Below are 26,256 nucleotides of genomic sequence, written 5' to 3'. Positions count from 1 at the left end.
TCCTTTGATTGTCAATTTCAAGTATACTAAATTGGTACATAAGTGGAAGAAGGTGGAGAATACTATGAAAAAGCTCTACGTGGTGCGCCATTGCAAAGCGGCGGGACAAACGGTCGAAGCACCGTTGACGGCGGAAGGATTTGAGCAAGCGGAGTCGCTGGCTGATTTCTTGGAAGGCGTGGGAGCGCAGCAGTTGGTCGCTTCGCAGTTTTTGCGCGCGGTGCAATCGTTGGAACCGTTGGCAAAGCGCTTGGGGTTGGAGATTCGCCAAGATGAGCGTCTCGGCGAGCGCGTGTTGTCAGCCCGGGACGAGCTGAATTGGATGGAGATGCTGAAAGCGGCGTATGAAGACCTCGACCTTTGCTACGAAGGCGGCGAATCCGGGCGTACGGTGATGAACCGTGCCCTTGCGGCGGTGCAAGACATCCTCGCGACGGACGCGGAGATCACGGTCTTGGCCTCGCACGGCGGACTTTGCACACACCTGCTGAAAGCGTACGACGACTCGTTCGGTTTTGAATCGTGGAAAGTGTTGAGCAACCCGGACGTGTATCTGCTGACGTTCGACGGCGATGCGGTCCAGGTGGAGCGCGTCTGGAACTAATCGAAACAGCTGGCAAAAACCCATACAGTCGACAAGAACATCAGAAAAAAAGCCGGAACCCGCCCTTTGCAGCGGTGTCCGGCTTTTTTGTGCTAGGCGCGGGGGTCGTAGATGCGGTGGAGGTTCCACATCGTGTGCAGGTGGTTCGTATTTTCCGTCAGCCAGAGGTGTGCGGGGTATCGGATGGCTCGCTCGGTGTCTTGAGGTTGGCGATCCGGTTGCGGGGAAGTCGGTTGGGTTGTCGTCATCGGCAGCCCTCCTTTAAGGAATTCAAGTTGTTACTCCGGCGATTGGCTCAAGCAGCGGTCGCATTCGTACACCGGGTAATTCGAGTGCAGATCCTCGCCGCAGGTCATGCATTCGTGGGTGCTTTCTTGATTCAGAAGAACTTGCAATTCATCCATTCTGATCACCTCGTAAGTTTTGTTGTATAACAAATTTAGCTTCGTGTTTCTGTTGTATAACAATATGCGGGATTTCTCGGAGATGCGACTTTTTTTGCGGGAAAAAAGTTTGTGTCATTTTCTCGATACGCTGTTATAGAATAGTGACGTGAAACCTGATCTGTTATATAGCAAGAACGGAGGGACGACATGGGACACGAAACTGGCGTGTGCAACTTGACGGTGATCGGGCCGATGGCCGCAGGGATGGAGGAGATTCTGACAGAAGAAGCGCTGGCGTTTGTCGGCGTGTTGGCGCGTGAGTTCGGCGGGCGGCGGTTGGAGTTGCTTGTGGCGAGACAGGAGCGGCAAGCGGCGTTTGACGAGGGTGTGAAACCGGATTTTTTGCCGGAGACGGCGGCGGTAAGGGAGACGGCGTGGAAGATTGCGCCGGTGCCGCACGACCTCCAAGACCGCCGTGTGGAGATTACGGGGCCGGCGAGCGACCGCAAGATGGTGATCAACGCGCTGAATTCCGGCGCCAGTGTGTTTATGGCGGATCTGGAAGACGCGAACTCGCCGACGTGGGCGAACACGGTCCAAGGTCAAGTGAACTTGCGAGACGCGGTACGGCGCACGATCTCGTTCGTGAACGGGAGCGGCAAAGTCTACGCGTTACGGGAGAACACCGCCGTGTTGGTGGTGCGTCCGCGCGGGTGGCATATGGAAGAGAAACACGTACTCCAAGACGGCCAGCCGATTTCAGCGTCGCTGTTCGATTTCGGGCTGTATCTGTTCCACAACAGAGCCGCGCTGGCGGAGCATGGCACCGGGCCGTACTTCTACTTGCCGAAATTGGAGAGCCACCGGGAAGCGCGTCTGTGGAACGACGTGTTCGTGCGGGCGCAACAGCTGCTCGGGATGCTGCAGGGGACGATCAAAGCGACGGTGCTGATCGAGACGATCCTCGCGGCGTTTGAGACGGAGGAAATCCTCTATGAGCTGCGCGATCATGCAGCGGGGCTGAACTGCGGGCGCTGGGATTACATCTTCTCTTATTTGAAAAAATTCCGCTGCCAGCCGGACGTGATCTTCCCCGACCGAGCGCAAGTGACGATGACGACGCCGTTATTGCGGGCGTACTCGCTCTGGACGATCCATACCTGCCACAAGCGTGGGGCGCACGCCATCGGCGGCATGGCGGCGCAGATTCCGGTCAAAAACGACGCGGCGGCGAACGAGGTCGCTTTTTCCAAAGTGCGGGCGGATAAGGAACGGGAAGCCCGCGACGGCCATGACGGCACGTGGGTGGCGCATCCGGGCTTGGTGCCGGTGGCGATGGAGGTGTTCAACGAGCACATGCCGACGCCAAATCAAGTGCACCGCCTGCGCGACGATGTGCGCGTGACGGCGGCCGACCTGTTGGAAGTACCGACCGGAACGATCACGGAGGAAGGCGTGCGCACGAACATTCGAGTGGGCGTGCAATACATCGCCGCTTGGCTTCAAGGCAGCGGTGCGGTGCCGCTGTACCATCTCATGGAAGACGCGGCGACGGCGGAAATTTCGCGGGCGCAGTTGTGGCAGTGGATTCGTCATCCGCAGGGTGTATTGGAAGACGGGCGTCCGATCACCGCGCAATGGGTTTCGGAGTTGATCGACGAAGAGTTGGCGGCGTTGACCGGCGACTTTGACGAGGCGGCGAAACTGTTTCGCGATTTGGTGTTTGGGGAAACGTTTGAGGATTTTCTGACAGGGCTGGGGTACGAGCGCCTGTAGTTTTGTTGACATCAACCTAAGGGAGAGGATCGACATGATGCAAGAACAGCAAAAAAACGAACTGGAAACCCTGTGGGCATCCCCGCGCTTTGCGGGCATCGAGCGCCCGTATTCCGTGGAGGACGTGTTGCGCCTGCGCGGGTCTGTCAAAATCGAGCACACGTTGGCGCAGATGGGGGCGGAGCGTCTGTGGGAGCTGTTGCACAGTGAGCACCATGTGCACGCGCTGGGCGCTTTGACGGGGAACCAAGCGATGCAGCAAGTCAAAGCGGGGCTGAAAGCGATCTACCTGAGCGGCTGGCAAGTGGCGGCGGACGCGAATCTGGCGGGGCAGATGTATCCGGACCAATCGTTGTACCCGGTGAATTCGGTGCCGCAAGTGGTGAAGCGCATCAACCAAGCGTTGCAGCGGGCGGATCAGATTCAGACGGCGGAGGGCAAGGGAGACACGTATTGGTTTGCGCCGATCATCGCCGATGCGGAAGCGGGGTTTGGCGGGCCGTTGAACGTGTTTGAGCTGATGAAGTCGATGATCGAGGCGGGGGCTGCGGGCGTGCACTTTGAAGACCAGTTGGCGTCGGAGAAAAAGTGCGGGCACATGGGCGGCAAAGTGTTGATTCCGACGCAGCAGGCGGTGCGCAATTTGGTGGCTGCAAGGTTGGCGGCGGATGTGTCGGGGACGACGACGTTGGTGGTGGCGCGAACGGACGCCAACGGAGCGCACTTGATCACCAGCGACATCGACCCGAGGGATGGGGCGTTTTTGACGGGCGAGCGGACGCCGGAAGGATTCTTCCGCATGCGCGGCGGGCTGCAGGCGGCGATTGCGCGCGGATTGGCGTATGCGCCGTATGCGGATTTGATCTGGTGCGAGACGTCGGAGCCGGATCTGGAGGAAGCGGAGCAGTTTGCCAATGCGATTCACGAGCAGTTTCCGGGGAAACTGCTGGCGTACAACTGCTCGCCGTCTTTTAACTGGAAGCGGAAGTTAGATGAGCAGACGATCGCGGAGTTCCAGCACAAGCTGGGAGAGATGGGGTATAAGTTCCAGTTTGTGACGCTGGCGGGGTTCCATGCGCTCAACCACAGCATGTTTGAACTGGCGCGTCAGTACCGCGACCACGGCATGGCGGCGTACTCGGAGTTGCAGCAAGCGGAGTTTGGGAGCGAAGAGCACGGCTACACCGCGACCCGCCACCAGCGGGAAGTGGGGACGGGGTACTTCGACGAAGTGTCGATGGTGATCTCCGGCGGCACCTCGTCGACCACAGCGCTGAGCGGCTCCACCGAAGAGGAGCAGTTCGAGAGCGCGAAGAAGTAAAAAACGCCAATGGATAGAAGCATCAGGACATCCCTTAGACATCCGGTCTGAGGGATGTGTTTTTCTCTAAACAGCCTTTTATTTTACATAACATTATTACAGGAAACCAACACGCTCTTATACTGCCTTCCGAAAGAAGTTGCGTCCCTTTGTAAAAAACGAACTGGCACCCTCCCGGTAGGAGAATGCCAGTTTTTTCGGAACGGCTATTTGACCTTCGATGAGGATGCCTTTAGATATTCATCCTCGCCGTGAACCGTCTTGAGCACCTGCACATCGCCCTGCCCGTTTACGCGAAACAGCACACTGCTGTAGTTCTGATCAATCCCGATGGAGGAGCCGCCGTTCTCGTTGATGGCCGCACTCTTGATATTCACGCTGAAAGTCCCTTCCGGCAGCACTCGGCTTTCGGCGAAATCCTGAACGAGGCTGTCTGCCTTGGGCACTTCGCCTGTATAGTGATACGTATTGAAGTAATACGTGAAATCAACGACGCCTTGAACCGGATCGCCCTGTTCGAGGGTCGGGAGAAGGGCGTCCGTCTTGATTTCGTGCGTCTTCTTGAATTGCTCGACCAACTGCGTTTCCTGTGCCTCTTTGAGTTTGGTATCTACGAAATAGTACGGATCACCTTGGATGACATTGGGAGTGGACTTGGAAAACGGAGATTTCTCAAACAGCTTATACTTTTTCACCAGCTCCTCCGACTTCGCGAACACTCTCGGGTGTTGTTCGGCAAATGCGCTGGTAAAAAGCTCTGCGTATACATCATCGCCTTGAATCCGCCGGTCCTTATCGCGCCCCAGCACCAGATACACGTAGGCAGGGTAGGGCTTCTGAATGAGTAGATGCGTCTGGTGATCGCCGGTTTCAAACCAGTTATATTCATCTGATAAGATCGTAAAGTCCTGAATCCCGTAGTTGTTCTTCAGATAGTCCGCAATCGGACCCCGCACTTCATCTTCGGAAGAGCAACCAACGAGCCCTGTCGTTGCGGAAAAAAGCATCGCGGCCGCAAGAACGGCTTTCGTTTTTTTCAAACGGATCATACGCGCCTCCTTGTCTCTCGTTTCGAATGGGTAAGATTCTGCAAGGATTTTCAAATTTCCTTTTTCAAGAAAATTATGCGCCGTGCAGATGCAACCGCACCGGGAATGGAAAAAAGCCAGACGTCCGCCGTCCGGCTTTTTTCTATTCCTTATGCATGCGATGCAACGTATTGCGAACGTCAATCAAGTGGTTGTTGAAAATCGTCTTCGCCGCCGCCAATAGTTCGGTGATCATCGGATCGCGCAGAGCGTAGATCACGCGGTTGCCGTCCTTGGTGCCGACGACGATGTTTTTGGCGCGCAAGACGCTCAGTTGTTGGGACATCGCCGATCCTTCGCTGCCGACCAACGATTGCAGTTCGTTGACGCTCTTGTCGCCTTCGGCGAGCAGTTCCAAGATGCGAATCCGCAACGGGTGCGCGAGCGCTTTGAAAAAATCGGCCTTGAATTGCTGCATTTCCAAATCCATAGGATTCTCCTCTCATCAACTAGGGGTGAATCGCGTGGGCAGTCTCGCGGTGCGATTGTATGTGGGTGAGGGCGTACTGGACAGCTTCCTCGGTGTGATCAAAGAGGTGATCTTCTCCAATTATGTCATACAATCCGGTTTTTCGTAACAGGTCTTTTGGTTGGTCGGAAAGTTCGGTAAGCAAAACGACGCGGCCCTGCTCCGTCAGATCGACCACGATGTTTTTCAGGTTGGCGGCTCCTGTCATGTCGATAAACGGCACTCGATCCAACTGAAACACGCAAACGGCGTGTTCCTGCGGGGCCAACTTCAAAACGGAAGCTTCAAAACTTTGCGCCGCTCCGAAGAACAGCGGCCCCTCGATGTGGAAGATGCGAATCTCCGGACTGTGATGGCGATGCGTCACGATCAGATGTTCGCTCATCCGCTTTGTGAAAAAAAGAATCGACATCCCAAGCCCGACAGCCACCGCGACGGTGAGGCTCGTCAGCACGGTCAAGCCGAACGTCACCACCAACACCAAGGAATCGGCGGTCTTCGAGCGCAAGATGTGCCCGAACTCACGACGTTCGCTCATGTTCCACGCCACCACCATCAATACCGGCGCCATGCTGGCGAGCGGAATGCTCGACGCGCAGGGTGCAAACAGCAGCAAGGTGCTTAAAACCACCAAACTGTGCGTGACACCGGACACGCGTGACACGGCCCCGGAACGAATGTTTGTAGCGGTTCTCGCAATCGCGCCGGTCGCAGGAATCCCCCCGAACAGCGGCGTGATCATATTGGCAATGCCTTGGCCGATCAGTTCCTTGTTGCTGTTGTGTTTCGTTCCGGTCATACCGTCCGCCACCACTGCGGTCAACAGCGACTCGATGCCGCCGAGAAATGCGATCAGACAAGCAGGAGGGAGGAGGGAGATGATTGTCGTCCCATCCAGATGGATCATCTGAAACTGCGGCAGTTTGCCGGGGATGTCGCCAAATGTCGAGCCGATCGTCGCCACTTCGCCGGGGTACAGCCAAGCGGCGATCAAACTTGAAATCAAGATCCCGAGCAGCGCGCCGGGAACTTTCGGAAATACCTTCGGCGTGAACAGGATCACGGTCAAGCAGATGAGGGCGGTCCACACGCTCTGCATATGCAAGGCGGGGAGATGCATGAGAATTTCCTTCATGTTCGCCAAAAACTGCTCATGTTTCGGCAAGTTGGCAAGCCCCAGAAAGTTCGCGATTTGCCCGGAGAAAATCGTCACGGCGATGCCCGCCGTAAACCCGATCGTCACCGGACGCGGGATGAACTTGATGAGATTCCCGAGCCGAAAGACCCCCATCAGCACGAGCAAAATGCCCGCCAGAAAGCCTGCGGTCAACAGCTTCTCATAGCCGTACGCCATGACGATGCCAAACAAAATCGGAATAAAAGCACCCGTCGGCCCGCCGATCTGAAATTTCGACCCGCTGAACATAGAAATCAGTGCGCCTGCGAAGATCGTGGTGTAGATGCCGTACTCAGGTTTGACGCCGGAAGCGATCGCAAACCCCATCCCCAAAGGGATCGCGATGATGCCGACAATCAGGCCCGAGACGAGGTCTCGCTTCAAGTTCTGCAGGGAATACGTTCGCATGGTCTCGCCTTCTTCTTTGAATATTTGATTCTTTGAATATACGGAGATAGTACACCTGCCGGAAACGGCTGTCAATACAATGAATGAAGTCACGCTGCGAGACCGTGATTTGTCTCCGTGTCCTTTTTTTGTTTCTAGTTCACATAATATATATTATCGGACGTTGAGGAGGAAGTAAAAACATCATTGCCCCTGCTCGCACCAAAGTGTATAATGATCAGAAATATCGATTGGATTTATTAAATATGGATATAGAGATTAAAGTTTCTGAAAAATGCCCAAAGACGTACCCAAAAGGAGATTGTTATGAACGGCTTGTCAAAAAAAGACCTCGTACTGCTTAGCTTCCTGTTGTTTTCCATGTTTTTCGGAGCCGGGAACTTGATCTTTCCTCCGCTGTTGGGGTATCAAGCGGGCTCTCACGTGCCGTTTGCCTTGATCGGATTCATCTTCTCCGCCGTCGGCTTGCCGATCCTCGGGGTGCTCGCGATTTCCAAAGCGGGCGGTTTTGAAATTCTTGCTCGCCGCGTGCATCCTTCATTTGCGCGGGTGTTTTTGTTTTTGATCTACCTGTGCATCGGACCATGCCTCGCGATTCCGCGTGCGGGCAGTTTGGCGTTTGAGATGGGGATGCACCCGTTTCTCCCGACCGACTGGCAGCAGAATACAACGGCGTTGTTTTTCTACTCCCTTCTCTTTTTTGGCATCGTGCTTTGGTTGAGCCACAACCCGTCCAAACTGGTGGAACGCTTCGGCAAACTGCTGACTCCCCTTTTGCTGGCATTGATTGGCATCGTGGTGCTGAAAAGCCTGTTCTCCCCGTCGGGACCGACCGGGGTTGCGACAGGTGCTTATATCGAACATCCGGTGTTCCAAGGGATTCTCGACGGCTACCAAACCGGTGACGCCCTTGCTGCGCTGGCGTTTGGCATCGTGATCGCCAATACCCTGCGTTCGAAAGGCGTGGACAACGACAAGAAGATTTCACGCTACATGATCATCTCCGGTCTCGGGGCCGGAGCGCTCTTGATGGTGATCTACTTAATCTTGGGTTTTTTGGGCGCTTCCAGCGCATCGTACGGCAAGGCGGACAACGGGGCGCAAGTGTTGACGTACCTCATGAACCACCTGTTTGGCGCGTACGGCATGGTGCTGCTCGGCGCGGTGTTCACCATCGCCTGCCTCTGCGTATCCATCGGGCTGACCACTTCGTGCGGTCAATTCTTCGCCGGCTTGTTCCCGCGCTTGTCGTACAAGACCTGCGTCAACTTGCTCGCCCTCGCTTCGCTCGGCGTGGCGAATTTGGGGCTGAACGCGATTTTGAAATTCTCCGTCCCGTTGTTCGGTGTACTCTACCCGATCGCGATCGTGCTCATCCTGTTGGCGTTGACAGATCGACTCTGGAAAGGAAACACCCGCGTGTACCCGTGGACGGCGTGGACGGTCGCCGTGTTCTCGCTGCTGAATCTGGTGTACCCTTCCATGTTCACCGAACTTCCGCTGCAACCTCAAGGCCTCGGGTGGATACTCCCCGCAACAGTTGCGCTGGTGCTCGCCCTGTTCACTCGGCCGATTCGCCAGAGAGTGAAACAATCCGTGTAGCTCCAAAAGGCATTCCTCGTTGAAGAGGAATGCCTTTTTGTTTCATCTGAATTTAAAAACCATCACCAGTTCTGGAACAGAACTGGTGATGGCACGTTCTTACTTGCACTGGCAATTTAGGGAGTCAAGCTTACATAGCATCGTATTCGGTGCATCCGCCGATCGTATTCCACGAGCAGATGCTCGAACCGAGGAACGTGCCCCCAGCTTGGTTCATAGAGGCAGAAGGTTGGCTTTTCGAGACTTGAACGTCGAGTTCGAACATGTTTTCCATTTAGCATCCTCCTTTCTAGTGGAATGGTATCGAATGCGTTTCTGAGTTGTTGTGTGAGTTTGGTTTGTTAAATGCACACACAAACTGGAGTTCACATTTTGATTATAGACCATTACTCAAATATATTCAATATAAAAACACAATATATTGAAATTTTTTATTGAGAAAATCCTTTTGTCCGAATGAGAAAGGTAAGATTTTCAAGAATAAATTACGAAAGCAAAAACACCGCATCCCATTCCGGCGCTTCTTCGGCCAGCATACTGGTCAATACGAGCAACGTCCCCGCCAAGCCGTCCAGCAAGCCCGGTCTGCTCAATTTGCGCTGGGTGCCGTCCGGTTCGCGCGTGAGCTCATAGACGCCGTACTCCATCTCGTTTTCAAATCGCTCCAACACCCGCTTCACGAGTTGATCCCGCGCTTGTGCAAACAGTTCGCGCCCTGTCTCGGCGTACATGACTTGCGCCATATACGCAGTACCGGCGATGCCGTGGCAGAAGTTCGGGGCATGCAAGCCGGTTTTTTCAAACGGTCGTTGATAGGACGCCAGAGCCGCTTCCACGGCAAGTTCCCGCCACGCCGTCTCCCCAAGCGCCGTTCCCGCAAACCACAGTTGACGCGCGATGCTGGGTCCCCCGTAGCACCAGGATTCATTCGGAGGCATCACGTTCCCCTCTCCCCGTCCGTTTGCAAGCACTTCCTTCGCGAGGCGGCCCGGCCAGTAGATGCCGTACTCATCTTCCCGCTTCTGCTCGATCAACCATTCCGCATAGCGGCGGATCGCCGCGTCCTGCCCCGCTGTTTCCACGCCGTGCAACTTCGCCAAGGCGAGGAGTCCCATCGGAGCTGCCATCCCGTGGGAGACGCCCAAATTGAACGAGCCTTGCTTGTATTGCTCGCGTTCGATTTCGAGGAAATGATTGTGGGGCAAGATGTGCCACATCGGAACTTGTTCCCCCTCAAGCTCCTTGTCGCCGCTTAACGCAATCAGATAGCGCAAAACGCTCTCCAACACCGGTTGCAACATGAGTTCGTCCCGGAAAGCCAGCAGGTACCGTCCGACCCCGGTGATCCCGCCCATCGTATCATAGTCGGTAGGCCGCAAATCGCTGGACATGCGAGCCATCCGTTCGTCGAGGAAAGCCGGAAGCTGTTCCGCTGCAAATCGGTTCATGGACTCCATCATGCTCTGATAGCGTGTGCCGCCGCGCGACAGAGCCCGGATGCCCATCAGGAGGCCGGCGTTCCCGCCCCAGAGATCGAGCGTTGGAATCCCATACTGATGGATGGCTTGTTGCACTCCGAGCAACATCTGATGCCCGACGAGGTCCCATCCGGCTTCCGGCTCCAGACGGTCCAGTTCGCCAAACAGCAGACACAGCCCCGGGAATCCGCTTCCCAGCGAGAGCGGGTAGAATCGTCCCGAAGTGGGGCTTGGAAGTTTGGAAGGGTCGCGCAAGAGTTCCACGTAGTTTTTGACGGTCTCTTCGATTTTTTGTCGCAACTGCTCGTCAGCCAGCGGCTTCCAGGCGCGTTTAGGCATTTGTACATCGCTCATGCTTTCACCTCATAGAGATTGTTTTGCACACGGTACATCTCGGCGTAGGTGCCGTTTTGTTCCATCAATTCCTCGTGTGTTCCCTGCTCGATCACTTGACCGTTGTCCATAACCAAGATCATGTCGGCAAACCGGGCACTTGCCAAGCGGTGGGCGATGAAAACACCCAACCGATCCTGCAGCAAGTTACGGATCTTCTCAAACACTTCGTTTTCCGCAATGGGGTCCAGCGCGGAGTTCGGCTCGTCCAATACGTACAGGTCGGCGTCGCGGGCGAACGCACGCGCGATGGCGATTCGTTGCCATTGGCCTCCCGACAACTGCTCGCCTTTGACCACCCAGCGGCCGAGATCGGTGTTCAATTGTTTCGGCAGGTTGCGAACGAAATCGCCGATCCCCGTGGAGTCGCTGGCGTGCAACAGTTTTTCATCGTCATCCAGCACGTCCAGATTGCCAAGCCCGATGTTAAGACGCACCGACATCTCATATTGCATGAAGTCTTGGAACACCACGCCGATGCGCTTCTGCAACCGCTCCATGTCCCACGTGTCCGCCGGTTCTCCGTTGACCAGGATTTCGCCCTCGTACCCCTCGTAGAGCTGGGTCATGAGTTTGGTGAGAGTGGTTTTGCCCGAACCGTTGCGCCCGACGATCGCGATGCACTCGCCCCGGCGGAGCGTGAAACTCACATCGCGCAGGACTTCCCGTTTCGTGCCCGGATAGGTGAACGAAACCCGGCGGAACTCCATGCTTTCGATGGTCTCCAAGGGCCGCTTCGCCTCCCCGTTGACCGTCGTTTTTCGCTGCAGCGTCGGCTCGGAGGACGGCAAAGACAGAAACACGAACAGTTGTTCAATATACAAGTTGTGCTGGCAGATCGACAGGACGTTGTCAAACACCGTCTGCGCGCTGGTTTGAGTCAGCGTGATCGCCTGCACATAACCGTACAGGTTTCCGACCCCGATCATTTTTTGGAACGCTTCCCGAACGGCGAGGAAGATCATGCCGGCGAGACTCAACAGGTTCAACGCTTGATTCCCGCTGGACCACACCAGACGCTTTTTGGCGATCCGGCGGTCCACGACGTAGAAATCTCGATAGATCGTTTTGAATTTGTCGAGGAAAAAAGTGCCCAGTTGGTACAGGCGGATCTCCTTGAACGCCTTGTCAAGCGTGAGGAGGAAGCTGTAGTACCACGCTTCCCGGTATTTGGGTGCCCGCTGAAAGGCGATCAAAAACTGCTCGCGGTTGACGCGCAGAATCGTGAAAAAAGAAACGCCCGTCGTCGCGCCCAGCACCAACACGACCCACCATTTCCACGCGATCAAGAACAGCATCGTGCTGATCAAGGTGACGAGGTTGTTCAAGACCCCGAGCATTTGCGTAAACATCTGGTACGGGCGGAACAGCATGTCCTGTTGCGCCCGTTTCAGTTGTTCTTGCACCGCGGTGTTCTCCATATCGGCGAGCCCGAGCGTCAGAGCTTTTTCCATCAGTTTTTCCTGCACGGTATTGGAAATCAACTGCTGGAAGAGTCCTTCGTAGTACGTTTTGGCGAGGGTTAAACCTTGCTGGAACGCCGTGACCCCGACAAACCACGCAAAGGCGCTGTATACGTCCCGGGTTCCATCGGACACGGCTGACACGACGGCGTTGATCAGGTGTTGCGTCGCCGCCAGCGTCAAAAAAGGAGCTGTCCCCAACAAGAGATAGAGCACCGTGATTTGAATCAGATAGCCGGGGTTCGCATTCCAGATCAAGCGAAACAATTGACCCCAATTCCGAAACGATCGGAGCACATCTTTCATGCGAATCTCTTGTTCGGTTCCCCCCATCCCGATCACAGTTCATCCCTCCGGAAGTGCTTCATGGCCTGCAGAGCATGACGGCTCAAGATCATGACCTTGCGCTCTTGGTTGCGGTCGATGCCGTACAAGCGATTCATATGCAGGTGAATGACGCTGAACACCAGATCCTGATAGGTGCCGTACAGTTCTCCGCGTTGCTCGGCGGCCCGCGCTTCTTGCGCGTATTGGCGAACGAACGGAGCGCGGAAGTTCATCATACCGTGCAACAGAGCTCCGTCCGGGTGCGCGAGCAGTCCGGCCTCGCCGTCACGCGGATTGGCGATGTCCAAAAACGTTTTGCGGTACTCGCGGAACAGGGGGAGGTGCTCCTTGGTCTCGAACCCTTGATCCATCAACGCCACCTGCTCGCGGAAGGAATAGCCGAAAAGATTCAGATAGTCGAGCACAGACAGTACGCCGACCAGATCGAACGGAAGTTGCAACGCCCCGAACCGGTTGGCTTTTACCCAACTTGCCGTCACCCGGGAATCCGCATGGAAGACCCTTTCCACAAGTTTCATCAGCTCGGGTCCCCCGTACCGCTCGATTTCGGGTTCATAGCCGTCGAGGACGAATTTGCTGATCATCCCTTCTTGCAACAATTCGCTTCCCCACTGATGCACCAGCGGCAAGATTCGGCTGGACAGCACGTCCGGTTGTCCGTGCAAACGCAGGCGCAGGTGCGGATTCGGGTCTGCGTAGCGCATGAAGTACGACAAGTCGACTCCTTGCGGCTCGACGGCGGACAGGAGTTCGATCAATTTGGTCGCGATCAGTTCCTCTTGTCTCGATTCTCCGTACAGTTTCATGAACATCCACTCACTGCCCGGTAGATAGAGGCGCGGTCCTTCGTACCCGGTGCGTGATGCCTTCCGTGTCAGCATGGGCGGACGCGCTCCCTGCGGCTCTCGTTTGACCAACGAGAACACAAACTCGCTGGCAAAGACGCCGCGCGGTCCTTGGACGATGCCGCGCTCCTGCGCCCCTCCCGTCTCGACCAACGTCACGGTGCCGGAATGCTTTAGTTCTTTGCGAAGCTCCGCCACATGGTGCTGCTTGGTCAAATCGAGGAGCATGCGGTTGTCAAACTGCGCCATGTAGACGCACGGCGGCACTTTCCACGACTCGCGCCAGCTTTGCACGGCTTGGAAAAAATCATCCTCCGACATCGAGTCCGCATACCACGCATCGCGTGTGCGCATCTTCCACTGCGCCGGATGCAACACCGTGCGGCCGAATCGGACGCGCGGGAGATAGTTCGCCGTCTCAAGTCCTTCCCATCGGAAGGGCGACCAATGGGTATGACGAGCGTTCCCCAACTCCCGCAGGAAACGGTACACATTCGGTGTCCTCATAAAGTTGAGCATGTGCGTCGCGGTGGGGATGACTTCCCGGTTCAAGCGGCGGGATTTGAGATACAGATAGTTTTCTGTGGCACCGACCACCAGATCTTCAAATGCAATCGTCTGCTCCGGCTCTGTCGTCGCATTCGTGCCTACGGGAATCTCGTAAGACCGCGCATGGCGGGTCAACACCACATTGGTGGAACGGCCGTGGCTCGGCAGATAGGTCAGCTCGGCCCAAACGGCATCGGGTTCCATCGCTTCTTCGCGGGAAACGGCTTCTTGCAACGGCCCCGCAAACCCGTCCTCAAACATGTCGACGAAACGGCCGAATGTCTTGTACGCGCCACTCGATCCGGGATTGCCGCCGACATACAATTCGAATGCTCCGCGGTCCAAGTCGTCTTGCGAATCGGCGAACACATGAAAGTACAATTCCATCGACGGGGGCGCTTGGTGCCAACGGACGGGGTCTGTCCCCTGCAGCGCTTGCATGTGCTTCGGTGTGAGCACCAGTTCCTCCAAGCCCAGATGCAACGTCTCCGTCAACCACTCGGTCAGCAACTGTTGCCGTTCCTGCTGTTTCTCGACATGGGCTTGACCCGGTTGTCGTCTGCTCATGGGATTTTGGTAGCCGGACGGTGCCCCCATTCCCATGTCTTCGTCCAGCAGTTCCAGTAAGGGAACTTCGCGTTGGAAACCGTATTTTTCAATGAATTCCTCGCGGTATTTGTCCATATGAGGCAAGCTTTTTTGCGAACCGGACAGACGCCACAGCGCATCGGCCACCTGCTCGACTTCTTGGCGCACCGATTCGGGCAACTGCACCACCTCGCTGTGCACCCCCAGGTCAACCTGCAGCGGAGTGGACGATTCGGCCAGTTCCTTCATTTCAGCGATCAGTTCGAGGTAGAGCGACTCTCCCTCTCCGATCGGCAACGCGTCGTAGGCGGTCATCCGCTCTCGGATATGCAGCAAGCGCGTGTACGTGTCGTCAACGCCTCGAATCTTTGCCAATTCGTGGAGGACGTAGCCAAAGGGGTCTGTTGTCGTCGTCGGAGGGCGCAAAGTGGAGACGAGGAACTCTTGCTCGAACAGTTGCAGGAGGAATTTGCGCGCCATTTCTTCTGTGGCACCCGGAAATGCCGTGAGGATGTCTTGAAGCAGTTGCCGGAACGGAATCGGTTGAGGACGGGCTTGCAAACTGAATTCGACAACCGGTGAGTTTTTAATGGAAACGGAATCATTGCCGCCGATTCGTTGCCCGTAGCGGGTGACGTACGGCAGTTTCCAGCGCGATCCGAGTCGGTAGGCCAACGTGTTAGCGGAAACGTGGAGTTGTTCGATCACTGCCGGGTCCGATTCGAGACGTTCGAGGATTTTGAGCAACCATTGCATGTCGGGACGGGAGCGTTTGCGGTGCTTGGTCAGGTCTGAAAGTTGCAGAGCCGATGTGTCAGCGAAACGTCCGTGCGTAACACCTGAGAACAGACCAAACGGAGTCGACCGCGTCGTCATGCGGATCAAATAACGGAGGAGGCCGTTGGCTGCTCCTTCTCGTTTGCGCGCGGACGAGGAAGATTCCAGTTGGCGAAGAGAGTCAAGAAGCGACGTGCTGGCCACGGCAATCGCTTCGCGGACCATCGGATCTTGTGCAAGAACAGCCAGTCGGGCTCCTCCGTCCTCGCAGCGCAGATCTTGGTAGACCTGCAGGGGCAACACAGGGGTTCTCATCATATAGACGTCGAGAGCTTTGAACCAAAGTTCTTGTTCAGGCAACACGGGGCTCACCCTCCAATATCTGTAAATAAAAGCCATCACCTGTTCGGGACAGAACAGGTGATGGCACGTTCTATCGATTAATTCGGCACGGGAATAACTTCGCAATTAATGGTGCCGCAGTTGCCGCAGGTGGCGATTGTTGGAATGATGGGGTCGCTTGCGAGACAGGGGTATTCCTTGACTTGAACATCGAGATCGAACAGTTGTTCCATTGGTTTCCCGCTCCTTCTCTGGATCAGCCGGTTATCCGCAATGGATCGTGCCGCATTCACCGCAGGAGATGATGGTATCCGGGCACTCCACGTTGTCGATAACGGAACATTCCTTGATTTGAACATCGAGATCAAATAGTTGCTCCACCGTGTTCAACCTCCTGTATGGGGTAGCTCGTCTGCTACAGGGTGCGATTGATTGTGCATTGCTCCGACGTGATCTCTACGACGCCAACAGAAGCATTTTCCTTGATTTGAACATCGAGATCAAACAATTGTTCCACCGTGTTCAACCTCCTTCCCTGGGATCGGTACTCCACCAGTCGGCTTGTCCGCTTAGGGTTTGCAAGAGGCGATTGAGCAAAAACAAGAGGTGGTGAAAATGGTCGCATCCGTCGTATCCGAATCAGACATGTAGTTGACTTCGCCTACGACTTTAACTTGAATGTCGAGATCAAAAAAGCGTTCCATTGTTTTCTACCTCCTTTTACGAAGCTTGTACGGGTTGGTCAAGCTTAGGGGCACATGTACGAGCAGAAACAGGATCCGGTGTCCATGAGAAGCTTTTCGGTTTGGTTGCAAGCCGGTTTGACTTGAACGTCGAGATCAAACAGTTGTTCCATCTTGTTCAACTCCTCTCAATAGTACTTACTAGCAAACAGCGGTCTGGGTGTCGCTTTTGCCAATGCAGTCGTTGATGATCAACGAGCAAAAACACGTTTGGGTGACATAACCGAGAGTCGGCTGGCGGGAGCTTGTTTGATTTACTTGAACGTCGAGATCAAACAGTTGTTCCATCTTGTTCACCCCCATTCAAGAGACTTGTGCTGACGGGTTACATCTCGGTTTATCGAAGGCAGTCGTAAATCAGAATCGAGCAAAGACCCGTAGTGGCAAGACAATCCGACGAGTATTGATCAAGCACCGCACGCTCGGAGGATTGGCGATTGACTTGAACGTCGAGGTCGAACATTTGTTCCATTTCATTCACTTCCTTTCAAGAGATTTGTAGGACGGGTTACATCGCGGTTTGATTGGTGATGCAGTCGGTAATAAGCAACGAGCATAAATTTGAAGTGGTAAGACAACCCATCGTGTTGGCCGCAACAGCACGCTCGGAAGAGTGCCGAGTGACTTGAACGTCGAGATCAAACAGTTGTTCCATTGAAAATCAACCTCCTTTCACAAGTACTTGTTCAGGGTGTGGGACCTTTGAAGTATTGTGAGTGACGATTGTTAGGAACTTCTCAACTATCATTCACAAGTAGATTGTATCATGCGAAAATTCGGAATTCAACATAAATGTTTACATGAATTAGTGTGGTTTAAAAAGAGACCCCTGTTGTAGCGGGGTCTCTTTTTGTTTTCTGCCAAGTCACTGCACTTAGTATGTCGTTCTCCAATCGCAACCGGAAATTGTGCAGAGACAAGAGCACGTGCCGCCGCTGCCTTCGCCGGGAGCCGGCATCAAGGAAGTGGAAACTTGGTTTTGCGTGACTTGAACGTCGAGATCGAACAATTGCTCCATTGAAACTGACCTCCCCTTAAGTTGGTTTACTTGAATGAGCTTACATCGCGTCCCAAGCGCAGCCGGAGATGGTGCAGAAGCACGATCCGGAACCGAAGGAAGTGCTGCTGTCGGGCATTACGGACGTGGAAGCTTGGGTTTTCACTTGAACGTCGAGATCAAACAGTTGTTCCATAAAATCGACCTCCCCGAAAGATGGTTTACATGAATAGGATTACATTGCAGTGTTGCGGTAATCGCAACCAGCGATGGTGCAGAAGCACGATCCGGAACCGAAGGAAGTGCTGCTGTCCGGCATTACCGAAGTGGTCGGTTGGTTTTTCTGAACTTGAACGTCGAGATCGAACATTTGTTCCATGAGGATCCTCCTCTTCAATTTGTAGTAGACTCCTAAGAGTCGTGGTTTGCGAGGTGCATGGGTACAAGGTGTTAAATCTGCGCAAACTATGATTCATGGATAAATAATAACCCGCTTCTTCGTAAAATTCAACAGCAATATTGTTATAATTAATATTGATTACGCTAAAGGAAATAAAAAACCATCGCCAATCTCTTCAGACTGGTGATGGCCGTTGCACGCACACTTATACCCGTAGGTCCGGAACGCAATAGCATGAAATGTAATCCAGCAATTCATCAGAATCCTGGATGTGCGAAACTTGAACATCGAGATCAAACAGTTGTTCCATGACTTTCAACCTCCTCTTGAGAAGAATCGGTCAAGCCAAAAAAGATCTCAATTCCTACTTCTCTAGTAAGGCAACACGGGGCACGGGTTGCACGAAACGGGTTCTACCATTTCGCGGGCACCTGCCGCCTGACTGAGCGAAACTTGAACATCGAGATCGAACATTTGTTCCATAACATCAACCTCCTCAAGTTTTGGTAGAATCAAGAGAGTCGGCGTTTGCGTCTGGATCGGACCAGGGTGTTAAATGTTCGCAAACGGTGACTCCACATATAAACAATAACCTATCTTGTCTTCGAAATCAACTAAAAAACATTATATTCTTACTATTCATGCAACTTCGACGAACCAATCCGCTTTGCAATTCCGCCGCAAAAAAGTGTAACAAAAAGCCGCCGCTCTGCGTCTTATTCCTACCTACTGCCCGGAGGATGATGATCCATCATGCAAGAGTCAACGTCTCAAGAGGGAATCCGTCTTCTCTTCGACGAGTTTTCGAACGATATCTATCGCTACGCCCTCTTCACCCTGCATGACGAAGCAGAGGCGAAAGACGTGGTGCAAGAAGTGTTCTTCCGGGCGTTTAAGCAATGGGAGAACTTTCGTGGCGAATCCAGTTACAAAACCTGGTTGCTGAGCATCGCCCGCAATTATATGTACGACCTCATGCGCCGCCGCAAAACCCGCGAGAAATACCTCGACCACGTCCCGGCTCCGTCGGTCAGCACCCCGAACGACTTCGCCGAGGACATGATCGTTTTGCGCGAGAGCCTCGCCCAGCTCAAAGACTCGTACCGTCAAGTTATCCTCTTGCGCCATCTGGAAGACTTGCCCGTGAATGAAGTGGCCGACATCTTGGGCTGGACGGAGGGCAAGGTCCGCACAACCTTGCACCGCGCGCTGAAGCGTCTGCGCGAATTGATGGAGGAAAGAGGGTGAAACACATGACCGACCACAACCAATCTCATGAAGAAAACCTGTCGATTCCAGAGCTTTCCCGTTTGCAGAGCATCCAGTTGACGACGGAAGACCGCCGCGAAATCTGGCAGGGGCTCGAACACCGCATGCAGAACGAATCTTCTCAACGAAACCGCCGTTCGCGCGTCCGCCTCTACTGGAGCGCAGCCACGGTCGCAGCAGCCATCGCGGGTTTGGTCGTCGCCTACGACCGCCTGCCTGTCTTCCACTCCCCTGCAGAGCCCGCACCGAACGCCATGCAACCGTACACCCGTGCTCCCGTCGACATGCAGCCGCTGACCGGCGCCGACCAGCAAAAGCTCGTGCGCGACGTGATGAGCCTCGCGAGCCTTGGCCGTGTGCCGGATTGTCCGTACACGGCAAACCAAGACACGATGAGCACGGTACGAGCCGCGTGGGGCCGGCCGGATCGCCAAGACACCGTCGGCCGTGCGCAGTACGCGACGTATCAAGCACGCAATTTTGCCTTCGGGTTTGCCGACAACCAGATCTTTGATGTCCGCACCTACGCGCCGAACGTTCGCAAAGTCGAGCTCCAAGCGGTCACGGCGGTCCTCGGACAACCGGATCACATCAACACCTACAGCGACGCGACCACGCCGGAACAGGACATCTACATCTACAAAGCGGGCGATCAGTTTGAACTGCAACTCGTCTTCCCGAAAGTCACGGCTTCCCAGCCGAACCCCTATCTCGACCACATTTCCGTGTACGCTCCGACAGGAGCTCCCTAACTCAAACCCGTCGAAAAAAATGAACTCTGCCGCGCAGGGTTCTTTTTTTTCTGCGCTCTTGTCGGCATTCGGGGGATATGTCCGTATCTGCCCCGCCGAAAAATTCATATATTGCAAGAAAGATCGCGTATTGCAAGAAAGATCGCGAAAAAGGAAGTGTTCATTCATGGAGGAAATGCCTCTCATACAGCCTTGGGGCGATGTAGAGGGTCCAGTGCCGGAAGTACCGACTTATCTGGACGAGATTGCCCGCCATGTCATGCAGCGATACGACATGCAGGTCAACGAAATTCAGCTGATCACAACCAAACCGGACAAGGGAGGCGCCATCTGGTACATCGCGACCGACAAAGGCCCGCGTTCTCTGAAATGCCTGCATCGCACTCCCCCGCGCAGTTTGTTCAGCGTCGGGGCACAAGAGTATGTCGTCAGCAAAGGCGCGCGCGTCCCCGCGCTCATTCCCAATCAGGACGGGCTCCTGTACACGGAGGCGGGCGGCAAGCTTTGGATCGTCACCGACTGGATCTCGCTCACGCCGGCGTCGAAAGCGGATCTCACCGGTGCACAGACATTGTGCTACGGTCTCGGCGAATTCCACCGCCATACGCAAGGCTACGTGCCGCCTCAAGGCGCGATCGTCGCATCGCGGCTGTACGGCTACCCGAAGCAGTACTACAAGATCTGGAACAAGATGTCTTGGTTCCGTCACATCGCTCAAGCCTATCACGACATGCCCGCCAGCGCGCGGCTGCTCGCGATGATCGACCGCTATGAACAGCAAGCGTTGACGGCGCTGTACAATTTGGAATACCACTCGCCGTATCTGTCCTTGATTGCGCGCGGTGAAGAGACGTGGGGCTTGGTGCACCAAGACTACGGCTGGTCGAACGGCCAAGAAGGGCCCGGCGGGCTGTGGATCATCGACCTCGACGGCGTCGCGTACGACTTGCCGATCCGCGACTTGCGCAAGTTGATCTCCGGCACGATGGACGACATGGGCTTTTGGGATGTCACGTGGATGAAGGGCATGATCGACGCGTACCAGGCGGCGAACCCGATTGAGCCGGAGCTGTTTCAGATGATGCTGCTCGACTTTGCGGTGCCCAACGAGTTTTACAAAAACGTAAAAGAAGTGGTTTTCGAGCCGCACATCTTCATGGACGAACAGTTCGACGCCCTCCTGCAGAAGATCGACCAGACGGAAGACTCGAAGTGGGCGGCGCTGCAAGAGTTTGGCATCCGCTTGCAAAACCCGCCGGCCGACTACCGCCCGAACCCGCTGTTTGTCGAGTTGCGCCGTCCGACGACACCCCTGCAAGCGGAAGACGCGGCAAAACTCCAAGCGAACTGGTACCTGCCGCCGGAGCCGCAAGCAGCGCCGCTCCCCTCCTCTCCCGCGACCGTATACGAACCCAAACCGGTTCCCGCTGAGGCAGTCCATACAGCACCTCTAAAAGAAACCCCAAAAGTCGCTCTGCAAGAGAACTTACAAGAGATGCAAACCATCCAACCCAAAGTCAAAAAACAAACCTCGAAACAGCCCCTCAAACCGGCGACGAAGCCGGTTGCCAAATCACCCGCCAAACCAGTTTCAAAAGCGGCAACCAAAGCGACTGCCGCACCTGTCCAACCTGTCCAACCTGTCCAACCTGTCTCTCAGAAACTGGCCGACCTGACCGCGAATCAACTCATCCAAGGAATCGCGTCTCCGGAGAAACTCCTCTCCAAGGAAGACACCAAACAACTGCTCGTCGAGATGGGCATCTCCCCGGAGGTCGCCGAGCGCGCGATTTCCAAACAAAACTCGCTGGCTTCGACGATGATCAGTTTTTCCTTGTTGATGCAGACGCTTCAGGGAAAGGGGAAGAAATAGCATGAAGGTTCTGCTCATCGTCACCGAAAAACTCCCCGTGCCGCCCGTGCGCGGCGGCGCGATTCAGACGTATATCGCCGGGATTGCCCCGCAACTGGCACGCCATCACGACTTGACGATCCTCGGGCGCACCGACCCGCTGCTGCCCGACCACGAAGTGGCGGACGGCATCACGTTCGACCGCGTGCCCGGCGGCCACTTCGAGCTCTACCGCCAAGGCGTGGTGTCTTATCTCGACGGCAAACAGTTCGATCTCATTCACATCTTCAACCGCCCGCTGATGGTGTCCGCCGTCCGCCAAGCAGCTCCCAACGCCCGCTTGATCCTCAGCATGCACAACGACATGTTCCTGCCGAACAAAATCACGGCGGAAGAAGCAAAGCTCGCGATTGCCGACGCCGAGCGGATCGTCACCGTCAGCGACTATGTCGGACGCACGATCTCCAATCTCTACCCGGAAGCCGCTCCAAAGCTGAAAACCATCTACTCCGGCGTCGACCTGAACCGTTACCTGCTGTCGACGGAAGCCCAACGCGTACGCCAAGAGTTGCGCGACCTCCACGGCCTCAACGGAAAGAAAGTCATCCTCTTCGTCGGGCGCCTCTCTCCGAAAAAGGGAGCAGACATCCTCTTGCGCTCCCTCCCTCAACTGGCAGACAAACACCCGGACGCCGCGCTCGTCATGGTCGGCAGCCGCTGGTACAGCGACGACAACATCTCCGACTATGTCGCGTATGTGCGCGCACTCGCCGCCCGGTCCCCGATTCCGGTCGTCACCACCGGATTCGTCGACGCGGCGGAAGTGCACAAATGGTTCTGGGCCGGCGACGTGTTCGTCTGCCCCTCGCAATGGCAAGAGCCGCTCGCCCGCGTGCATTACGAAGCGATGGCGGCCGAACTGCCGATCGTCACCACGCGCCGGGGCGGCAACCCGGAAGTGATCGACGGGCAAAACGGCATCGTCATCGACAACCCGGAAGACCCGGCATCGTTTGCCGCGGCGATCTCCGACCTGTTGCACAACGCGACCAAACGCCGTGACTTCGGCAAGCACGGCCGCGTCCTCGCCGAGCGAAACTATGGTTGGGAACGGGTCATCCGCGAGATTTTGGAGGTTTGGTCGGGATGAATACGCAGCGCGTATTGGTGACCGGCTGTGCAGGGTTCATCGGTTCCACGCTCTCGGAACGGCTGCTCGGCGAGGGATGTGAGGTGATCGGGATCGACTGCTTCACGAGCAACTACAGCCGCTGGATCAAGGAGCGCAACCTCCAGCATCTGCGGCACCACCCCCGCTTCACGTTTCACGAAAAAAACATCCTGCACGTCAACTGGGCGCCGCTGCTGCGCGGGGTAGACTACGTGTTTCACCTCGCCGCGCTACCCGGCGTGCGCACGTCTTGGGGCACGCACTTTCAAGAGTATGTCGACCACAACATCTTGGCGACACAAAACCTGCTGGAAGCCCTGCTCGACACGCAAGTCCAAAAAGTCGTCTACGCTTCCTCGTCTTCCGTCTACGGCGGCATGACCGGCCCCGCCGACGAAGAGCGTCTGCTCAAGCCGCTCTCTCCCTACGGCGTGACCAAACTTTCCGGAGAACAACTGTGTTTGCTCTACGGCCATCACCACCACATCCCGATCGCGTCGATGCGCTACTTCACGGTGTTCGGACCTCGGCAGCGACCGGACATGGCGTTTCATCTCTTCATCAAGCGCATCCTGGAGGGACAACCGCTCTTGATTTACGGAGACGGCGGTCAGACGCGGGACTTTACGTTTATCAGCGATTGCGTGGACGCCAACATGGCGGCGATGCAGTCCCCCCATCACGGAGAAGTGTTCAACATCGGCGGCGTTTCGCATCTGAGCGTTTTGGAAGTCGTGCGGATGATCGAGAAGGCGACCGGCAAGCACGCCAACGTGGTTTGGTTGCCGGAAGTACCCGGCGACCCCAAACACACCTATGCCGATATCGGCAAAGCGCGGAATCTGCTCTCGTACAACCCGCAATTCGATGTGGAAAAAGGGTTGCGCTTGCAGATTGACGACGTGAAGAAGCTCTACAATCTCTAACAGCCAAAAACCTCAGGCGCTCCGATGAGCCTGAGGTTTTTCATAGCCTGATGTTTTTTCTGATCAGGAAGGTCGAGCGACTCCGTAGTATTGATAGCCCCACGCCCGCATCTGGGCGCTGTCCAGTACATTGCGTCCGTCAAACACGATCGGCTGGCGCAACTCCGACCAAGAAGCGCCCCAATCGTGCTCGACGACTTCCTTCCATTCTGTCAGCAGCAGCACCGCGTCGGCGTCGCGCAACGATTCCTGGAGCGTAGAAGCGTAGGTCACGTTCGGGAAGCGCTGCTTCATCGCCGCCATTCCTTGGGGATCAAACGCGGTGATCTGCGCGCCTTGCTCTTCCAGATGCTTGAGGATCGGGATGGCGGGCGATTCGCGGATGTCGTCCGTGCCCGGCTTGAACGTTAGGCCGAGCACGGTGATGTGTTGACCGTTCAGCGAGCCGAGGACATGCTTCACTTTTTGCAGGAACCAACCGGGTTGCGAAGCGTTGACCGCTTCCACGGCTTGCAGGATTTGAAGCGTTAGCCCGGATTGGGCCGCCAACGCTTGCAACGCCTGCACGTCCTTGGGAAAACACGAACCGCCGTACCCGATGCCCGCCTGCAGGAAGTGCGGGTTGATTCGCGCGTCAAACCCCATCCCCTGCGCCACTTGCTGAATGTTCGCTCCCACGCGCTCGCACAAGCGCGCCAACTCGTTCATAAATGAAATCTTGGTCGCAAGAAACGCATTGCTCGCGTACTTGATCATCTCTGCGTCCCGAATACTCGTCAGCAACAGGGGAGCTTGCAGCGGGAGGTACATCTGCTTCATCACGTTCGCCGCTCCCGGAGTGTCCGCGCCGACCACGACACGGTCCGGATGCATCGCGTCGTGCAAGGCACGGCCTTCGCGCAAAAACTCCGGATTCGAAGCCATTTCAAACGGGATGTGGAGGCCGCGCAAGATCATTTCTTGCAAAAGCCAGCCCCGCACGCGTTCGCCGGTTCCGACGGGCACGGTGCTTTTGATTGCGATCACCGGCGGCCGGCCGTGCGCTTTCGGCTGCAACAGTCGTCCCAGCTGTCTTGACACCTCCTCCAGAGCTCTCAGGTTGGCAGATCCGTCCTCGTCGGGAGGTGTGCCGACCGCCAGCATGATCACGTCGCAACCGGGGAGCGCTTGCCCCAGGTCGCAGGTAAAACGGAGACGCCCGGCCGCCGTTTCCCGGCGCAGCGCGTCTTCCAGCCCCTCTTCAAAAATCGGGAGGGAGCCGCTTTGCAACGCTCGCACTTTGACCGGATCAACGTCCACCCCGCAGACGGTGTGACCCAACATCGCGAGTGCGACCGTCGTGGTGGTGCCGACATACCCGGTGCCGACAACGGTGATCATCATGACTGCTCGCTCCCTTCCTGCTTCAATACCAGTTTGCTGTAGTCGCCCAAAAAGCCGCGGGCTGTGGCGTTTTTACCCTGCGGCCCGCTGATTTCGGAGTGGCGCCCGACGATGCTCTCGGCGAGATGCGCGTCTTGCAACGTGACGTTCTCCAGCAAGATGCTGTCGCGAATCGTGCAGGATCTGAGGTTTGCGCCGCTTTGAATCGAGACGTTCGGGCCGATCACGGCGTCTTGGAGGACGCAGTGGTCGGCGATCAGCACGGGCGGAATCAAGCGGCAACGGTCGAGCATGACGTGAGTTCCGATGTGTACTTGTCCCGCATGTTCTTGCAGGAGATAGCGGGTTGCTGACAGCCAGCGCTCTACCGTACCGACGTCGAAGCAGGGTTTGGCGGCGATGCCGCATCCGATTTCATGCCCTTGTTCCAACAGCCATTGGATCGCGTCGGTGATCTCGAATTCGCCGCGAGCAGACGGCGAGATGGCCTGTACCGCTTGAAAAATCGCCGGAGTGAACAAGTACGCGCCGACGACGGCGAGATTGCTTTCCGGTTCGCGAGGTTTTTCCGTCAGTTTGACGAGTCGTCCGTTCTCAAGTCTTGCGATGCCGTAATCTTGCGGCGTCTCGACTTCCTGTAACAGCACGGCGCCGGACTTCCCCTCTGCTGCTTGAACCAGCGAACTCAACGGTTCGAGGAGCAAATTGTCGCCCAGCAGCAGAACAAACGAGTCGGTGCCGATAAACGAAGCGGTTTGCGCAACGGCGTTGGCGATGCCGAGGGGCTTTTTTTGATAGAGAATTTTCGCGTTCACGTGCTCAAACTCAGCTTGTTGCAGAGGGTTGATCACGACGGCGATCTCCTCGATGCCAATCGCCTGCAAAGCGGACATCGCATGCTCCAACAAGGGTCGGTTGAGCACCGGCAACAACGGTTTGGGAAGCGCGAGCGAAAAAGGCCGCATACGCGAGCCGGAACCCGCGCAGAGAATCACACCTTTCATCTTTCTCCCACTCTCCAAAGAAACAGTATGGTTTCCTATATAGTAATCAGATGCCGCTGTTTCCGGCAGGGCGAATCCAAGGGGAACGAACACAAAATGTAAAAAAGAGACCCGCGCGAGGGTCTCAGGTTCCATAATATATGTT

Annotated in this window: 30 protein-coding genes; 9 read left to right on the top strand and 21 right to left on the bottom strand. The window is 55.8% G+C overall.

Annotated features, from left to right (window positions below; all coding sequences use genetic code 11):
• The first annotated feature begins 64 nt into the window (after positions 1-64).
• Positions 65-604, top strand: a complete 540-nt coding sequence (locus EL26_RS09320) for a histidine phosphatase family protein (RefSeq protein WP_038087260.1) — start codon at positions 65-67, stop codon at positions 602-604.
• 92 nt (positions 605-696) lie between these two features.
• Here the strand turns inward: EL26_RS09320 and EL26_RS25460 are convergent, their stop codons facing one another.
• Positions 697-852 carry a hypothetical protein gene (locus tag EL26_RS25460; RefSeq protein WP_161780698.1) on the bottom strand — a complete coding sequence of 52 codons (156 nt, stop codon included), beginning with the start codon at positions 850-852 and terminating at the stop codon, positions 697-699.
• 30 nt (positions 853-882) lie between these two features.
• The gene (locus EL26_RS26435; RefSeq protein ID WP_274518876.1) at positions 883-1,008 is read right to left on the bottom strand and encodes a hypothetical protein; all 126 of its coding nucleotides are present in this window, start codon (positions 1,006-1,008) and stop codon (positions 883-885) included.
• Between the two features lie 189 nt (positions 1,009-1,197).
• Between EL26_RS26435 and aceB the strand changes: the two genes are divergently transcribed.
• Both aceB and aceA read left to right on the top strand, forming a co-directional pair.
• The gene (gene aceB, locus EL26_RS09315; RefSeq protein ID WP_052036184.1) at positions 1,198-2,766 is read left to right on the top strand and encodes a malate synthase A; all 1,569 of its coding nucleotides are present in this window, start codon (positions 1,198-1,200) and stop codon (positions 2,764-2,766) included.
• A gap of 37 nt (positions 2,767-2,803) precedes the next feature.
• On the top strand, positions 2,804-4,087 hold the full coding sequence (aceA, locus tag EL26_RS09310; protein ID WP_038087359.1) for an isocitrate lyase: 1,284 nt from the start codon (positions 2,804-2,806) through the stop codon (positions 4,085-4,087).
• 206 nt (positions 4,088-4,293) lie between these two features.
• Here the strand turns inward: aceA and EL26_RS09305 are convergent, their stop codons facing one another.
• The 3 genes from EL26_RS09305 to EL26_RS09295 all read right to left on the bottom strand — a co-directional run bounded on the left by EL26_RS09305 (position 4,294) and on the right by EL26_RS09295 (position 7,229).
• Positions 4,294-5,136 carry a hypothetical protein gene (locus EL26_RS09305; protein ID WP_038087257.1) on the bottom strand — a complete coding sequence of 281 codons (843 nt, stop codon included), beginning with the start codon at positions 5,134-5,136 and terminating at the stop codon, positions 4,294-4,296.
• A gap of 142 nt (positions 5,137-5,278) precedes the next feature.
• Positions 5,279-5,605 (bottom strand): ArsR/SmtB family transcription factor, encoded by a 327-nt coding sequence (locus EL26_RS09300; protein ID WP_038087255.1) that lies wholly within the window; start codon positions 5,603-5,605, stop codon positions 5,279-5,281.
• A gap of 19 nt (positions 5,606-5,624) precedes the next feature.
• Entirely contained in the window at positions 5,625-7,229 is a 1,605-nt protein-coding gene (locus tag EL26_RS09295; RefSeq protein WP_052036183.1) for a SulP family inorganic anion transporter, read from the bottom strand.
• Positions 7,230-7,535: 306 nt separating this feature from the next.
• Here EL26_RS09295 and brnQ point away from each other — a divergent pair, with 306 nt between their 5' ends.
• Complete coding sequence (gene brnQ, locus EL26_RS09290) at positions 7,536-8,831, top strand: branched-chain amino acid transport system II carrier protein (protein WP_038087253.1); 1,296 nt, start codon at positions 7,536-7,538, stop codon at positions 8,829-8,831.
• 130 nt (positions 8,832-8,961) lie between these two features.
• Here brnQ and EL26_RS25455 read toward each other — a convergent pair whose 3' ends face one another.
• The 14 genes from EL26_RS25455 to EL26_RS25915 form a co-directional block, all read right to left on the bottom strand.
• Positions 8,962-9,105: an FDLD family class I lanthipeptide gene (locus EL26_RS25455; protein ID WP_161780697.1), complete on the bottom strand. Its 144-nt coding sequence runs from the start codon at positions 9,103-9,105 to the stop codon at positions 8,962-8,964.
• 211 nt (positions 9,106-9,316) lie between these two features.
• Entirely contained in the window at positions 9,317-10,663 is a 1,347-nt protein-coding gene (locus tag EL26_RS09285) for a lanthionine synthetase C family protein (protein ID WP_038087251.1), read from the bottom strand.
• A complete protein-coding gene (locus tag EL26_RS09280; protein WP_038087353.1) occupies positions 10,660-12,498 on the bottom strand; it encodes an ABC transporter ATP-binding protein in 1,839 nt (612 codons plus the stop codon). Before EL26_RS09280 ends, EL26_RS09285 begins: the two co-directional genes overlap by 4 nt.
• A 5-nt stretch (positions 12,499-12,503) precedes the next feature.
• Positions 12,504-15,635, bottom strand: a complete 3,132-nt coding sequence (locus EL26_RS09275) for a lantibiotic dehydratase (RefSeq protein ID WP_038087248.1) — start codon at positions 15,633-15,635, stop codon at positions 12,504-12,506.
• Positions 15,636-15,712: 77 nt separating this feature from the next.
• A complete protein-coding gene (locus tag EL26_RS25940) occupies positions 15,713-15,847 on the bottom strand; it encodes an FDLD family class I lanthipeptide (protein WP_193789833.1) in 135 nt (44 codons plus the stop codon).
• 182 nt (positions 15,848-16,029) lie between these two features.
• Positions 16,030-16,131, bottom strand: coding sequence for an FDLD family class I lanthipeptide (locus tag EL26_RS25935; protein WP_193789832.1), 102 nt, complete (start codon positions 16,129-16,131; stop codon positions 16,030-16,032).
• Positions 16,132-16,183: 52 nt separating this feature from the next.
• Positions 16,184-16,318, bottom strand: coding sequence for an FDLD family class I lanthipeptide (locus EL26_RS25930; protein WP_193789831.1), 135 nt, complete (start codon positions 16,316-16,318; stop codon positions 16,184-16,186).
• A gap of 180 nt (positions 16,319-16,498) precedes the next feature.
• Positions 16,499-16,645 (bottom strand): FDLD family class I lanthipeptide, encoded by a 147-nt coding sequence (locus EL26_RS25450; protein WP_161780696.1) that lies wholly within the window; start codon positions 16,643-16,645, stop codon positions 16,499-16,501.
• Between the two features lie 49 nt (positions 16,646-16,694).
• On the bottom strand, positions 16,695-16,820 hold the full coding sequence (locus EL26_RS26680; RefSeq protein WP_420802060.1) for an FDLD family class I lanthipeptide: 126 nt from the start codon (positions 16,818-16,820) through the stop codon (positions 16,695-16,697).
• Positions 16,821-16,865: 45 nt separating this feature from the next.
• Complete coding sequence (locus EL26_RS25445) at positions 16,866-17,012, bottom strand: FDLD family class I lanthipeptide (protein ID WP_161780695.1); 147 nt, start codon at positions 17,010-17,012, stop codon at positions 16,866-16,868.
• Between the two features lie 219 nt (positions 17,013-17,231).
• A complete protein-coding gene (locus tag EL26_RS25440) occupies positions 17,232-17,375 on the bottom strand; it encodes an FDLD family class I lanthipeptide (RefSeq protein WP_161780694.1) in 144 nt (47 codons plus the stop codon).
• A gap of 40 nt (positions 17,376-17,415) precedes the next feature.
• Positions 17,416-17,550: an FDLD family class I lanthipeptide gene (locus EL26_RS25920; protein ID WP_193789829.1), complete on the bottom strand. Its 135-nt coding sequence runs from the start codon at positions 17,548-17,550 to the stop codon at positions 17,416-17,418.
• A 39-nt stretch (positions 17,551-17,589) separates the two neighbouring features.
• Positions 17,590-17,733 (bottom strand): FDLD family class I lanthipeptide, encoded by a 144-nt coding sequence (locus EL26_RS25435; protein WP_161780693.1) that lies wholly within the window; start codon positions 17,731-17,733, stop codon positions 17,590-17,592.
• A gap of 393 nt (positions 17,734-18,126) precedes the next feature.
• Positions 18,127-18,237 carry an FDLD family class I lanthipeptide gene (locus tag EL26_RS25915; protein WP_193789828.1) on the bottom strand — a complete coding sequence of 37 codons (111 nt, stop codon included), beginning with the start codon at positions 18,235-18,237 and terminating at the stop codon, positions 18,127-18,129.
• Between the two features lie 270 nt (positions 18,238-18,507).
• Between EL26_RS25915 and EL26_RS09270 the strand changes: the two genes are divergently transcribed.
• From EL26_RS09270 to EL26_RS09250, 5 genes are all read left to right on the top strand, one after another.
• Entirely contained in the window at positions 18,508-19,002 is a 495-nt protein-coding gene (locus EL26_RS09270; protein WP_052036181.1) for an RNA polymerase sigma factor, read from the top strand.
• A gap of 5 nt (positions 19,003-19,007) precedes the next feature.
• On the top strand, positions 19,008-19,775 hold the full coding sequence (locus EL26_RS23630; protein ID WP_152559221.1) for a YjgB family protein: 768 nt from the start codon (positions 19,008-19,010) through the stop codon (positions 19,773-19,775).
• Positions 19,776-19,941: 166 nt separating this feature from the next.
• Complete coding sequence (locus tag EL26_RS24525; RefSeq protein ID WP_081857091.1) at positions 19,942-21,648, top strand: CotS family spore coat protein; 1,707 nt, start codon at positions 19,942-19,944, stop codon at positions 21,646-21,648.
• Between the two features lies 1 nt (position 21,649).
• Positions 21,650-22,777: a glycosyltransferase family 4 protein gene (locus EL26_RS09255; RefSeq protein WP_038087246.1), complete on the top strand. Its 1,128-nt coding sequence runs from the start codon at positions 21,650-21,652 to the stop codon at positions 22,775-22,777.
• Positions 22,774-23,724 (top strand): NAD-dependent epimerase/dehydratase family protein, encoded by a 951-nt coding sequence (locus EL26_RS09250; RefSeq protein ID WP_038087243.1) that lies wholly within the window; start codon positions 22,774-22,776, stop codon positions 23,722-23,724. Before EL26_RS09255 ends, EL26_RS09250 begins: the two co-directional genes overlap by 4 nt.
• A 63-nt stretch (positions 23,725-23,787) precedes the next feature.
• Here EL26_RS09250 and EL26_RS09245 read toward each other — a convergent pair whose 3' ends face one another.
• Together EL26_RS09245 and EL26_RS09240 are read right to left on the bottom strand one after the other, a co-directional pair.
• Positions 23,788-25,107, bottom strand: coding sequence for a UDP-glucose dehydrogenase family protein (locus tag EL26_RS09245; protein WP_038087241.1), 1,320 nt, complete (start codon positions 25,105-25,107; stop codon positions 23,788-23,790).
• The gene (locus EL26_RS09240) at positions 25,104-26,111 is read right to left on the bottom strand and encodes a sugar phosphate nucleotidyltransferase (protein WP_038087238.1); all 1,008 of its coding nucleotides are present in this window, start codon (positions 26,109-26,111) and stop codon (positions 25,104-25,106) included. The genes EL26_RS09245 and EL26_RS09240 overlap by 4 nt, the downstream gene beginning before the upstream one ends.
• Between the last annotated feature and the right edge of the window lie 145 nt (positions 26,112-26,256).

The sequence above is a fragment of the Tumebacillus flagellatus genome, assembly GCF_000714935.1.
Taxonomy (GTDB): Bacteria; Bacillota; Bacilli; order Tumebacillales; family Tumebacillaceae; genus Tumebacillus; species Tumebacillus flagellatus.
This window is presented reverse-complemented; position numbering and strand designations above follow the sequence as displayed.